The following is a 12,380-nucleotide window of genomic DNA, read 5'->3' as shown; positions in this document are numbered from 1 at the left end:
TCTCAGCGATGCAGGTCGCGGATTCCGGCGAGCAACATCGGCGCCAGTTCCGGTAGGCAGACAAGGATATCCGGCAGTGAGGGGTCAGCCTGGTTGTAGGCCAGCGGCGAGCCGTCGATTCGGCCGGCGTGCGCCCCCGCGGCCTGCGCCACCGCCACCGGAGCCGCCGAATCCCACTCATACTGCCCGCCCGCGTGCACGTATGCCTCGACCTCGCCGGTCAGCACCGCGGAGATCTTTGCGCCGGCCGAGCCGATCGGCACCAGCTCGCCGCCGATCCGCTCGGCGAGTTCGCGCACGAACTCGGGCGGGCGGGTGCGGCTGACCGCGATCCTGATCCGTCCCTCGGGCGACGCGGGCAGCTTGGGCGGCTCGCCGGTGGACAGCGTGCGGCCCTGGGCGGGCAGCGCCACCGCGCCGGCGGTCAGCTCGCCGCGCTCCCACAGCGCCACGTGCACCGCCCAGTCGGCGCGGCCCTCCTCGGCGAACTCGCGGGTGCCGTCGAGGGGGTCGATGATCCAGACCCGGTCGGCGGTCAGGCGGCGCGGGTCGAGCCGCTCCTGGCTGGTCGCCTCCTCCGAGAGCACGCTGTCCGAGGGGCGCAGCCGGCTCAGGGACTCGGTGAGGAACCGGTGGGCGGCCTTGTCGCCCCCGTCACGCAACGCGCGGGCGTCGGCGAAACCCGCACGCTCCCGGAGCTCCAGCAACCGCTCACCCGCCTGGGTCGCCAGATCCGCCGCGACCGTGTGGTCGTCCCTAATGGTCATCAATATGCTCCAGCTCCACGGGCGACGGCCGACCATGTCCGCCACAGAATCTGCAAATCCAACATGAGCGACCAGTTCTCAACGTAACGCAGGTCCAACCGTACCGATTCCTCCCAGGAAAGATCGGACCTTCCGCTTACCTGCCACAGCCCGGTGAGGCCCGGCCGGACCAGCAGCCTGCGGCGGACGTCGTCGCCGTAGCAGGCGACCTCCCCGGGCAGCGGCGGTCTGGGCCCGACCAGCGACATGTGGCCGAGCAGCACGTTGAACAGCTGGGGCAGCTCGTCGACGGAGTACCGGCGCAGCCAGGCGCCGAGCGGGGTCACCCTCGGGTCCTGGCGGACCTTGAACAGCAGGCCGCTCGCGTCGCTGACCAGGGTGATCCTGCGCCGCTCGGCGTCGGCCCGCATGCTGCGCAGTTTGTAGATGGTGAACTCGCGCCCGTCGCGCCCCACCCGGGTCTGCCGGAAGAACGCGGGCCCGGGGCTGGTCAGCCGGACGGCGACCGCCAGCCCGGTCAGCAGCGGCGCCAGCGCGATCAGCAGCGTGGCGGCGACCACCCGGTCGAAGACGTTCTTCACCAGGGGGCGGAGGCCGGCCAGCTCGGGGTGCTCGACGTGCAGCAGCGGCAGCCCGGCGGCCGGGCGGATCATGATCCGCGGCCCGGCGACCTCCATCAGCGCGGGCGCCACGACCAGCTCGGTGCGGGTCTTCTCCAGCCGCCAGGCCAGCCGCCCGAGGGCGGTGCCGTCCATCTCCGGGCAGGCCAGCACGGCGACGGTGTCGGCGCCCACCTGGTTGACGACGAGCGCCGCGTCGGTGAACCCGCCGAGCACCGGGACGCCCTCGACGTCGCCCGGCTCCTCGCCGGGCAGGCAGGCGGCCACGATCTCCATGCCGTGGTGGCGCTCGCGCCTGAGCATGCGCACCAGCTCGGCGACGCCCTCGGCGTGACCGACCGCGACGACCCTGCGCATGCACTCGCCTCCGCGCCTGCGCCGGGACAGCCCGCGGCGCAGCAGGTGCCGGGAGAAGAGGGTGAGCACGGTCATCAGCGGCAGCGCGAGGACGACGTAGCCCCTGGCCACATCGGTCTTGGTCGCGTACGCGCAGACGGCGAGGCCGGCGGTGAGCAGCAGGCCGCAGCGGACGATCCGACGCAGCTCCTCCGGACCGGTTCCCAGCAGCCGGGGCTCGTAGGCCCGGTTGAGGGCGACGGCGCAGACCCAGACCACCGGCAGCAGCGCGCTGGCCACCACGTAGGGCGTGACGTAGGGCGTGACCTCGCCGAACCGGACCGCCACCGCGAGCGCCCCGGCGAGGAGCGCGCAGGCGCCGTCGGTGAGCAGGGCGCGCTCGCGGTACTGTCGCACCCACCGTGGCATGCGTGATCTGTCCACGGGTGCCGGCGCGGGGCCGGCCGAGGTCGCCTTCCACGGGCCCGTCGAAGTCTCAAGGCCGAACACGCGCCCCTCCAGGTGGCCGTTGGCCAAACAACAGTCATGGAATGATAACGAGGAGAACGGAGCCCGGCGCTTTGAAGGCTGAAACGTATATCTCTGTGGACGTTGAAGCGGATGGCCCGATTCCGGGGCCTTTTTCCATGGTTAGTCTGGGAATGACGGTGGCCGGGCGCATGCAGGGCCGGACCTTCGAGCCGGTCGATCCCGACAGCAGCACGTTCTACGTGGAGTTGCGGCCGATCAGCGACGACTTCGTGCCCGAGGCGATGGCGGTGAGCGGCCTGGACCGGGATCTGCTGGTGCGGGAGGGCACGGACGCGGCGCTGGCGATGGGGCAGGCGGCCCGGTGGATAAAGAAGGTGTGCGGTAAGACGCAGCCGGTGCTGGCCGCTTATCCGCTGTCATTCGACTGGATGTGGATTTACTGGTATTTCATGCGCTTCACCGGCGCCTCACCTTTCGGGCATTCCCGGTGCATTGATATAAAGACGCTTTATGCCGCCAAAGCCGGGGTGCCCATCGCGTGGTCGACCAAGCGGCAGATGCCGCGGCACCTCACCGCGCAGCGCCCGCACACCCACCACGCCCTCGACGACGCCAAGGAGCAGGCCGAGCTCTTCCAGAACCTGATGGCCTGGCACGGCGACGGGCCCGCACAGGCCCGTACGGCGGAGGAGGCCGGGTCAGCGAGGGGGGCGGGCGACGTTGAGGTCGGCGGCGTGGAAGGCGTTCTGAGTCGTTTCGAGCCCCTGGCCGATCAGTGACTCGACGACGTCGGCCGCCCGGTCCACCAGGAAGGGGAGGTCCTTCTTCTCGGCGGTGACGAAGTCGCGCAGCACGAAGGTCGCGGCGTCCATCCGGCCCGGCGGGCGCCCGATGCCGAAGCGCACCCGCAGGTAGTCGCGGGTGCCGATGGACTTGGAGATGGAGCGCAGCCCGTTGTGCCCGTTGTCGCCGCCGCCGAGCTTGGCGCGCAGCGCGCCGTACGGGATGTCGAGCTCGTCGTGCACGACGATGACCCGGGCCGGGTCCACCTTGTAGAAGTCGGCCAGCGCCTTGCACGGCCCGCCCGAGAGGTTCATGAAGGTGAGCGGCTTGGCCAGGACGGCGGGGGCGCCGGCGAGGCGGCCTTCGAGGACCTCGGCCCGCGCCTTGTGCGCCTTGAACCGGCCGCCGGCCCGCGCGGCCAGCTCGTCCAGCACCATGAAACCGACGTTGTGCCGGTTGCCGGCGTATTCCGGCCCCGGATTGCCCAGCCCGGCCACCAGCCATCGGTCCACGGACGACCTCCCGTTCAGGTGCTCACGACGGGGCCCGGCGGCCCCGGTCACACGACCGGGGCGGCCGGCGCCGCCGACCGCCCCGCTCGGAGATGCTTGTGCCGGTGAGACTACTCGGCGGACTCGGTCTCCGCGGACTCGGCCGTCGCGGCGGCCTCGCCCTCGGCGGCCTCACCCTCGGCCGCGGCCTCGGTCGGCTTGGCCGTGATGTGCAGGACCAGGACCTCCGCGTCGGCGGCGAGCTCGGTGCCGCGGGGCAGCTTGAGGTCGGCGGCGGTGACCTGGGTGCCGATCTCCAGGCCCGTGACGTCGACCTCGACGCCCTCGGGGATGTGGGTGGCCTCGGTCAGCACGGAGATGGAGACCAGCTGCTGGTCGAGCAGGCCGTCGGGGACGACGTCGCCCACCGTGGTGACCGGGATCTCGACCGTGACCTTCTCGCCCCGCTTGACCAGCAGCAGGTCGATGTGCTCGATGAAGCCCTTGATCGGGTCACGCTGCACGCCCTTGGGCAGGGCGAGCTCGTTGACGCCCTCGCCCTCGACGCGGATCAGCACGTTGGGCGTACGCAGGGCGATCATGAGCTCGTGGCCGGGCAGCGTGAGGTGCTTGGTCTCGGTGCCGTGGCCGTAGAGGATCGCGGGGACCTTGTCGCCACGGCGGATCTTCCGCGCGGCGCCCTTGCCGAACTCGGTGCGCACTTCGGCGGTGAGGCGTACTTCGGACACGGCTGAACTCCTAGGGTGATCGATGATGACGCCGGATGGTGCGCTCCCCCTCACCCGCCCTAGCGGAAGGCGTTACGAACGCAACCTGCGTAGTTTACAGGGTCGGCGGACCGTCAGCTGTCGCCCTCGAAGAGGCTGGTCACCGAACCGTCGCTGAACACCTCGTTGATCGCCCGCGCGATCAGCGGGGCGATGGACAGCACGGTCAGCTTGTCGAACCGCTTGTCCTCGCTCAGCGGCAGCGAGTTGGTGACGACCACCTCGGAGATCTTCGAGTTCTTCATCCGGTCCACGGCCGGCGAGGAGAAGACCGCGTGGGTGGCGGCCACCAGGACGTTGGTGGCGCCCTGCTCGTAGAGCGCGTCGGCCGCCTTGCAGATGGTGCCCGCGGTGTCGATCATGTCGTCGATGAGCACGCAGGTACGGCCCTGCACCCGGCCGACGACCTCGTGCACCCTGACCTGGTTGGCCATGTCGAGGTCACGCCGCTTGTGGATGAAGGCGACCGGGGTGCCCAGGTGGTCGGCCCAGCGCTCGGCCAGGCGCACCCGGCCGGTGTCCGGCGAGACGATGGTCGTGCTGGCCGGGTCGAGCTTGTCGCCGAGGTACTCGGCGAGCACCGGCATCGCGAACAGGTGGTCCACCGGGCCGTCGAAGAAGCCCTGGATCTGCGAGGTGTGCAGGTCCACCGACATCAGCCGGTCGGCTCCCGCCGTCCTGAACAGGTCGGCCATGAGGCGCGCGGTGATCGGCTCGCGACCGCGGCCCTTCTTGTCCTGCCGCGCGTAGCCGAAGAACGGCATGACCACGGTGATCCGCTTGGCGGAGGCCCGCTTCAGCGCGTCCACCATGATGAGGTGCTCCATGATCCATTTGTTGATCGGAGCGGTGTGGCTCTGGATCACGAAAGCGTCGCAGCCGCGAACGGACTCCAGATACCTGGCGTAGATCTCGCCGTTGGCGAAATCCAGCAGCTTGGTCGGGGTGGGCTCGATGCCGAGGGCGTCGGCCACTTCTTCAGCGAGCTCGGGATACGCCCGTCCGGAGAAGAACATCAGGTTCTTCTCGCCTGTGGTCTTCATACCACTCACTTTGCCACCTCACCGAGGAGGTAACCGATCTTTTCGCTGCGTGTCGCTCGCTCGCTCACGTGCCGTTCTCCTGTTGCTCTGCGGCCTCGTCGGCGAGCGCTCTGCGCGCCGCCTCGGCAGACCTGGTGCCCGCGCGCTTGCGCGCGACCCACCCCTCAATGTTGCGCTGCCGCTCCCTGGCCACTCCGATGGCCCCCGGCGGCACGTCATTGGTGATCGTGGAACCCGCGGCCGTGTAGGCGCCGTCGCCGATCGTCACCGGCGCGACGAGCATCGTGTCGCAGCCGACGAAGGCGTGGTCACCGACCGTGGTGTGATTCTTCTCGACCCCGTCGTAGTTGACGAAGATCGTGGAGGCGCCGATGTTGGCGCCGGCCCCGATGGTGGCGTCCCCGACGTAGGTCAGGTGGGGCACCTTGGCCCCCTCGCCGATCCGGGCGTTCTTCATCTCGACATGCGCCCCCGCCTTGGCCTTGCGGGCGAGCACGGTGCCGGGCCGCAGGTAGGTGTAGGGGCCGACGGCCGCCTGAGGGCCGATCAGCGCGCCGACGGCGACGGTGTTGTTCACCGTCGCGTCCTCGCCGACCTCGGTGTCGGTCAGCGTGGTCGCGGGGCCGATCTCCGCCCCGGCCGCCACGACGGTACGGCCGTGCAGCTGGGTGCCGGGACGGATGACGACGTCGGGTGACAGGATGACGTCCACGTCGACCCAGGTGGTCTCCGGGTCGATCACGGTGACCCCGTCGCGCATGTGGCGCTCCAGGATCCTGCGGTTGAGGACCCGCCCGGCGGCGGCGAGCTGGACGCGGTCGTTGACCCCCTCCACCTCGACGTGGTCGTCCGCCACGTGGGCGCCCACCCGGTGCCCGTCCTCGCGCAGGATGGCGAGCACGTCGGTGAGGTATTCCTCGCCCTGGGCGTTGGCCGTGGAGATCCGTGTGACGGCGTCGGAGAGCAGGGCTCCGTCGAAGGCGTAGACGCCGGAGTTCATCTCCTTGATCGCCCGCTGTTCCGGGCTGGCGTCCTTCTGTTCGACGATCGCGAGCACGGCTCCGCCGCCGTCCCTGATGATGCGCCCGTACCCGGTCGGGTCGGGCACCTCGGCGGTGAGCACGGTGACCGCGTTGCCCTCCTCGGCGTGCGTTTCGAGGAGTCTGGCCAGGGTGTCGGTGCGCAGCAGCGGTGTGTCGCCGTAGGTGACGAGGACGGTGCCCTTGATGGTGCCGACCTCTTCGATCACGGTGCGGACCGCGTGCCCGGTCCCCCGCTGCTCGGCCTGCACCACCGGCTGGACGTCGGAGCCGGTGGCGGTGAGATGCCCGCCCACCCGCTCCCGGTCGTGCCCGATGACGACGATCAGCCGCTCGGGGTCGAGGCCGCGGGCGGCGGCCAGCATGTGGTCGACGAGTGCGCGACCGCACAGCTCGTGGAGGACTTTGGGTGTTCTCGACTTCATCCGCGTGCCCTCGCCTGCGGCGAGGACGACGACGGCGGCCGGGCGCGGCACACTCACGGACTGAGGCTCCCTCGGCGTCGCGACTTCCACGAAGACGGATCAGGTCGACATACGGCTACCCAGAGGGCACCGCACCGCAACTCGTCCGACACCGTGAGGATACCCGCACGCCTCAGGGAGCGATCCAGCCCCATGGGTCAACGGCTCACTAAGAGCGTATGGCCTGGTCAGGGCTCCCGGGGGAGGATTCGAACCTCCGTTGACAGAACCAAAATCTGTAGTCTTGCCCCTAGACGACCCGGGATGGCCGAACCTACGAGGGTTGCTCCCGGATTCCCGGCCCCCGGCGGTCCGGCTCCCAGGATAGCGAGCCGACCACCTCCTCCGCTCCCCTCTGAACCACCACCGCCGAAGTCGCTCTCCGGCCCGGCACGACCAACAGCGGGTCACGTAAAGGCCATGTTTCCGGGACCGTCGTCTTAGGGCTTCCTTACCTACGGCCGCGTAGGTTACGGTGACGTAGGGAGGACATACCTTCCCAATCGTGCTGCGAGAGGTAGCCATGACCGTAGTCATCGACCGTGACTCCCCTCCTCCGCCGAAACCCGACTTCGAGCCGCAGCCGAAGTCCCGGGCCGAGATGATCCTCTTCGGATTCTTCGTCGGGGTCCCGCTGCTGGCCGTGCTGGCCGCCGTCCCGTTCGCCTGGGGCTGGGGCCTGGGCTGGACCGACATCGTGATCACCGTCGTCATGTACACGGTGACCGGGCTCGGCGTGACGGTGGGCTTCCACCGGTATTTCACCCACGGCTCCTTCAAGGCCAAGCGGCCGTTGCGGATCGCCCTCGGCATCGCGGGCAGCCTGTCCCTGGAGATGTCGGTCCTGGACTGGGTCGCCACCCATCGCAAGCACCACAAGTTCTCCGACAAGGAGGGCGACCCGCACTCGCCGTGGCGGTTCGGCACCGGGTTCCGCGCGCTGACCAAGGGTCTGCTCTACGCCCACATGGGCTGGCTGTTCGAGCCCACCAGGGCCAACCGCGCGAAGTACGCCCCCGACCTGGTCAAGGATCCCGACGTACTGAGGCTGCACCGGTCCTTCACGGCGCTCGCGATCACCTCGCTGGCCCTGCCCGCCGTGCTCGGCGGCCTGCTGTCCTGGTCCCTGTGGGGCGCGGTGACCGGCTTCTTCTGGGGCAGCATGGTCCGGCTCGCCCTGCTGCACCACGTGACGTGGTCCATCAACTCCATCTGCCACGTGTTCGGCGACGAGGCGTTCGAGGCGCGGGACAAGTCGCGCAACGTCTGGTGGCTGGCCATCCCGTCCTTCGGGGAGTCCTGGCACAACCTGCACCACTCCGACCCGACCTGTGCCCGGCACGGCGCGCTGAAGGGGCAGATCGATCTCAGCGCCGGGACGATCCGCTGGTTCGAGAGGTTCGGCTGGGCGACCGATGTGCGCTGGCCCACCCCCGAGCGCCTCGCGGCGAAACGTATCGGGTGATGGCACCCGCCCGGCGACCGCGACGGGCGAGGCGTCCGCACCCGGCCGGGCCGCCGTCCTCGCGGCGGCCCGTGTTCCCGCTTCCCCTTCGTCTGCGGGCATTATGAAACCTGTGAGCGAATCCCAGCCCCGTAGACGCATGTCCGCCAAGGAGAGACGAGAACAGCTCATCGAGATCAGCCGTGCGCTCTTCGCCGAGAAGGGCTTCGACGGCACGTCGATCGAGGAGATCGCGGCGAGCGCCCTGGTCTCCAAGCCGGTGGTCTATGAGCACTTCGGCGGCAAGGAGGGCATCTACGCGGTGGTCGTGGACCGGGAGATGCAGAAGCTCCTGGGGATGGTCACGGAGGCGCTGTCCGCCTCGCACGCCCTGATCAAGCTGGAGCGGGCCGCGCTGGCCCTGCTGCGCTACATCGAGGAGAGCAGCGAGGGCTTCCGCATCCTGGTCCGCGACTCGCACGCGGCCTCCGGCACCGGCACCTTCGCCAGCCTGATCAGCGAGATCGCCAGTCAGGTCGAGGACGTGCTGGCCGACGAGTTCAACGAGCGGGGCTATGACCCCAAGCTCGCCCCGATGTACGCGCAGATGCTGGTGGGCATGGTGGCCCTGACCGGCCAGTGGTGGCTGGACGTGCGCCGCCCCAAGCGCGAGGAGGTCGCCGCCCACCTGGTGAACCTCGCCTGGCACGGCCTGACCAGGCTCGATCCCAACCCGATGCTCACCGCCGCCTCGCGCGGGCTCGCCCTGCGCAGCCGTACGGCGCCGCCGGCCCGGCCCAGCGAGCGGGACCTGCGCGAGCGTGAACGCGAGCTGAAGGAGCAGGAGAAGGCCCTCGAACGGGAGCTGAAGGAGCAGGAGAAGATCCAGCGGGAGCAGGAGAAGATCCGGCAGCGCAACCAGCGGGAGCAGGAGAAGGCGCGCGAGCGCGAGCTGAAGGAGCAGGAGCGCCTCCGCAAGGAGGAGGAGAAGCTCCGGGCCCGCGAGGAGCGGCTGGCGGCGGCCCAGGCGAAGCTGGCCGAACATGGGCAAATAGGCAAACCCGAGTAACCAGAAGTCCTCGTTGCGACCAAGTTAACGTTCAGTTCAATCCAATCGGGCAATCTAGTAGATATGTCCGCCGAAACCCTGCACCCGACCCCAGAGGGACACGACAACCTCCCCCTTCCGCAGGAACGCTTCCTCAACCGCGAGGAGAGCTGGCTGCACTTCAACCAGCGGGTCCTGGAGATGGCCGAGGATCCGAGCATCCCGCTCCTGGAGCGGGTCCGCTTCCTGGCCATCTTCGCCAGCAACCTGGACGAGTTCTTCCGGGTGCGGGTCGCCGGGCTCAAACGGCGCATGGCCACCGGCCTGCTGCTGCGCACGAAGAGCGGGCTCAAGCCGGGCGAGGAACTCGTCAGGATCGGCACGCTCGCCGACGAGCTGGCCCAGCGGCACACCGCCTGCTTCCACCACGAGATCTGCCCCCGGCTCGCCGACGAGGGCATCGAGATCGTCCGCTGGGACGACCTCAGCAAAGAAGAGCGCACCGAGATGCGCAAGCTCTTCCGGGAGCGGATCCGGCCGGTGCTGACGCCGCTCGCGGTGGATCCGGCCCACCCGTTTCCCTACATCTCGGGCCTCTCTCTGAACCTCGCGGTCATCGTCCGAAACCCGGCGACCGGTCACACCGTCTTCGCCAGGGTCAAGGTGCCGAGCCAGCTACCGCGGTTCGTGACCGCCTCCAAGGCGCGGTTCGTCCCGCTGGAGGACGTCATCGCCGCGCACCTCGGCCAGCTCTTCAAGGGCATGGAGATCCTCCAGCACCACGTCTTCCGGGTCACCAGGAACGAGGACCTCGACGTCGACGAGGACGTCACGGAGAACCTCATGCAGGCGCTGGAGCGGGAGCTGCTCAAGCGCCGGTTCGGGCCCCCGGTCCGGCTGGAGGTCGAGGAGAGCATCACCCCGGAGGTGCTCGACCTGCTCGTCGCCGAGCTGGACGTGGCCCCGCACGAGATCTCCCGGCTGCGTGGGCCGCTGGACCTCACCGGCCTGCACACGATCGCCGACCTGGACAGGTCGGAGCTCAGCTACCGGCCGTTCGTGCCGGCCGAGGCCGTGCACGCCGAGGACGACCTGTTCTCGGTGCTGCGCGAGCGCGACGTGCTGCTGCACCACCCGTACGACTCCTTCTCCACCAGCGTCCAGCGCTTCATCGAGGACGCCGCCGCCGACCCCAACGTGCTGGCGATCAAGCAGACGCTGTACCGGACCAGCGGTGAGTCGCCCATCGTGGACGCGCTGATCGACGCGGCGGAGGCGGGCAAGCAGGTCGTCGTCGTGGTGGAGATCAAGGCGCGGTTCGACGAGCACGCCAACATCTCCTGGGCGCGCAAGCTGGAGCGGGCCGGCTGCCACGTGGTCTATGGCGTCGTCGGCCTGAAGACCCACTGCAAGCTGGCCCTGGTCGTCCGGCAGGAGGCGTCCGGCGAGCTGCGCCGCTACTGCCACATCGGCACCGGCAACTACAACCCCAAGACCGCCCGCCTGTACGAGGACATCGGCCTGCTCACCGCCGACCCGCTCGTCGGCGAGGACGTGACCGACCTGTTCATCCACCTGACCGGCTACTCCAACCACTCGGCCTACCGGCGGCTCCTCGTGGCACCGCACTCGATGCGCGGCGGCCTGGTGGCCAGGATCGAACGGGAGATCGCCCACCAGCAGGCCGGGCGCACCGCGCGGATCCGGATCAAGACCAACTCGCTGGTGGACGAGGCGACCATCGACGCGCTGTACCGCGCCTCGCGCGCCGGCGTGCCGGTGGACCTGTGGGTGCGCGGCATCTGCGCGCTGCGGCCCGGCATCCCCGGCCTGTCGGAGAACATCAGGGTCAGGAGCGTCCTCGGCAGGTTCCTGGAGCACTCCCGGCTCTACGAGTTCGGCAGCGGGCGGCGGCCGGAGATCTGGATCGGCAGCGCCGACCTGATGCGCCGCAACCTGGACCGCCGGGTGGAGGCCCTGGTCCGGGTGACCAGCCCGCAGCACCGCGCCTACCTGAGCGACCTGCTCGACCTGGTGATGGCCGAGACGACCAGCACGTGGTGGCTGGGCTCGGACGGCACCTGGACCCGCCACCACCGGGACGAGAACGGCGAGCCCCTCCTCGACCCGCAGACCTACCTGATCGGGACCCGCCGGTGGAGGACCGTCGATGACTGAACTGGACGTGCGGCCGACCGATCTCATCCGCGCCGCGGGCTGCGTGCTGTGGCGCGGCGACGAGACGAATCCGGAGGTGGCGCTGGTCCATCGCCCGCGCTACGACGACTGGAGCTTCCCCAAGGGCAAGCTGAAGCTCGGCGAGCACGTGATCGCCGGCGCGCTGCGCGAGGTCGTCGAGGAGACCGGGATGTCCGCGCTGCTCGGCCGGGCGCTCCCGCCGGTCCACTACTTCAAGGGCGGCCGGCTCAAACGGGTCGACTACTGGGCCGCCCGCGCCCTGGCCGGGCCGGGGTTCGAGGTGTCGGACGAGGTGGACCAGGTCACCTGGCTGCCGGTGGACGAGGCCAGGCGCCGGCTCACCTACGAGTGGGACGCCGGCCTGCTGCGCGGCCTGCTCGCCGCGCCCCTCGCCACCACCCCGCTGATCTTCGTACGGCACGGCCTGGCGGGCAGCCGCCAGGAGTGGACCGGCGACGACGACGAGCGCCCGCTGGACGCGACGGGCGCGCTCCAGGCGGCCGAGCTGGCGCGGGTGCTGATCGGCTACCGCCCGGCCGTGCTGATCAGCTCGCCCAGCAGGCGCTGCGTGCGGACGCTCGCGCCGTACGCGGAGCAGGCCGGGCCGGCGATCCGGGAGGAACGCCTGCTCACCGAGACCGACTACGATCCCGAGGCGTCGCTCGACCTGGTCACCCGGGTGCTCGACGCCGGGGCGCCGGCCGCGATATGCAGCCACGGCAAGGTGCTGCCGGAGCTGATCGGCAACCTGTGCGGCCGGCGTTACGCCGGTCCCGCGGGCGACACGCAACTGCCGAAGGGCGCCCTCGCGGTGCTGCACCACGCGGACGGCCGGATCTACAGCGTGGAGCGTTACACGATCTGA

At 69.9% G+C, this 12,380-nt stretch carries 11 protein-coding genes and 1 tRNA gene; 5 read left to right on the top strand and 7 right to left on the bottom strand.

The features are described 5' to 3' along the window. Positions 1–2 precede the first annotated feature (2 nt). Both QSK26_RS11985 and QSK26_RS11980 read right to left on the bottom strand, forming a co-directional pair. The gene (locus tag QSK26_RS11985) at positions 3–767 is read right to left on the bottom strand and encodes a 3'(2'),5'-bisphosphate nucleotidase CysQ (protein ID WP_285775141.1); all 765 of its coding nucleotides are present in this window, start codon (positions 765–767) and stop codon (positions 3–5) included. Continuing rightward, entirely contained in the window at positions 767–2,152 is a 1,386-nt protein-coding gene (locus tag QSK26_RS11980) for a sugar transferase (protein ID WP_285775140.1), read from the bottom strand. Before QSK26_RS11980 ends, QSK26_RS11985 begins: the two co-directional genes overlap by 1 nt. Positions 2,153–2,304: 152 nt before the next feature. On the opposite strand from QSK26_RS11980, the gene QSK26_RS11975 reads away from it, so the two are divergent. Next, a complete protein-coding gene (locus tag QSK26_RS11975) occupies positions 2,305–2,994 on the top strand; it encodes a 3'-5' exonuclease family protein (protein WP_285775139.1) in 690 nt (229 codons plus the stop codon). Here the strand turns inward: QSK26_RS11975 and pth are convergent. From pth to QSK26_RS11950, 5 genes are all read right to left on the bottom strand, one after another. Then, positions 2,914–3,510, bottom strand: coding sequence for an aminoacyl-tRNA hydrolase (gene pth, locus QSK26_RS11970; RefSeq protein WP_285775138.1), 597 nt, complete (start codon positions 3,508–3,510; stop codon positions 2,914–2,916). The two genes, QSK26_RS11975 and pth, sit on opposite strands and share 81 nt — an antisense overlap. Positions 3,511–3,620: 110 nt before the next feature. Beyond that, positions 3,621–4,238 (bottom strand): 50S ribosomal protein L25/general stress protein Ctc, encoded by a 618-nt coding sequence (locus QSK26_RS11965; protein ID WP_285775137.1) that lies wholly within the window; start codon positions 4,236–4,238, stop codon positions 3,621–3,623. Positions 4,239–4,351: 113 nt separating this feature from the next. After that, positions 4,352–5,329, bottom strand: a complete 978-nt coding sequence (locus QSK26_RS11960) for a ribose-phosphate diphosphokinase (RefSeq protein WP_285775136.1) — start codon at positions 5,327–5,329, stop codon at positions 4,352–4,354. Positions 5,330–5,384: 55 nt separating this feature from the next. Next, positions 5,385–6,842 (bottom strand): bifunctional UDP-N-acetylglucosamine diphosphorylase/glucosamine-1-phosphate N-acetyltransferase GlmU, encoded by a 1,458-nt coding sequence (gene glmU, locus QSK26_RS11955; RefSeq protein ID WP_285775135.1) that lies wholly within the window; start codon positions 6,840–6,842, stop codon positions 5,385–5,387. Between the two features lie 176 nt (positions 6,843–7,018). Beyond that, positions 7,019–7,089 (bottom strand) — tRNA-Gln (locus QSK26_RS11950). A gap of 258 nt (positions 7,090–7,347) precedes the next feature. On the opposite strand from QSK26_RS11950, the gene QSK26_RS11945 reads away from it, so the two are divergent. From QSK26_RS11945 to QSK26_RS11930, 4 genes are all read left to right on the top strand, one after another. Continuing rightward, the gene (locus tag QSK26_RS11945) at positions 7,348–8,289 is read left to right on the top strand and encodes an acyl-CoA desaturase (protein WP_285775134.1); all 942 of its coding nucleotides are present in this window, start codon (positions 7,348–7,350) and stop codon (positions 8,287–8,289) included. Positions 8,290–8,428: 139 nt separating this feature from the next. Then, positions 8,429–9,337 (top strand): TetR/AcrR family transcriptional regulator, encoded by a 909-nt coding sequence (locus tag QSK26_RS11940; protein WP_285775133.1) that lies wholly within the window; start codon positions 8,429–8,431, stop codon positions 9,335–9,337. A 63-nt stretch (positions 9,338–9,400) separates the two neighbouring features. After that, a complete protein-coding gene (locus QSK26_RS11935; protein ID WP_285775132.1) occupies positions 9,401–11,494 on the top strand; it encodes an RNA degradosome polyphosphate kinase in 2,094 nt (697 codons plus the stop codon). Next, entirely contained in the window at positions 11,487–12,380 is an 894-nt protein-coding gene (locus QSK26_RS11930; RefSeq protein WP_285775131.1) for an NUDIX hydrolase, read from the top strand. The genes QSK26_RS11935 and QSK26_RS11930 overlap by 8 nt, the downstream gene beginning before the upstream one ends.

Origin of the sequence: Microtetraspora sp. NBRC 13810, assembly GCF_030268685.1 — a bacterium.
In the GTDB taxonomy this organism is placed as follows: Bacteria; Actinomycetota; Actinomycetes; order Streptosporangiales; family Streptosporangiaceae; genus BSRQ01.
The sequence above is the reverse complement of the archived record's forward strand: the minus strand, read 5'-3'. Positions and strand labels throughout refer to the sequence as shown.

Bases quoted from the DNA above. Each gene is read 5' to 3' on its own strand.
- QSK26_RS11985 (WP_285775141.1), bottom strand. From the start codon at position 767: ATGACCATTAGGGACGACCACACGGTCGCGGCGGATCTGGCGACCCAG.
- QSK26_RS11980 (WP_285775140.1), bottom strand. From the start codon at position 2,152: ATGCCACGGTGGGTGCGACAGTACCGCGAGCGCGCCCTGCTCACCGAC.
- QSK26_RS11945 (WP_285775134.1), top strand. From the start codon at position 7,348: ATGACCGTAGTCATCGACCGTGACTCCCCTCCTCCGCCGAAACCCGAC.
- QSK26_RS11940 (WP_285775133.1), top strand. From the start codon at position 8,429: ATGTCCGCCAAGGAGAGACGAGAACAGCTCATCGAGATCAGCCGTGCG.
- QSK26_RS11935 (WP_285775132.1), top strand. From the start codon at position 9,401: ATGTCCGCCGAAACCCTGCACCCGACCCCAGAGGGACACGACAACCTC.
- QSK26_RS11930 (WP_285775131.1), top strand. From the start codon at position 11,487: ATGACTGAACTGGACGTGCGGCCGACCGATCTCATCCGCGCCGCGGGC.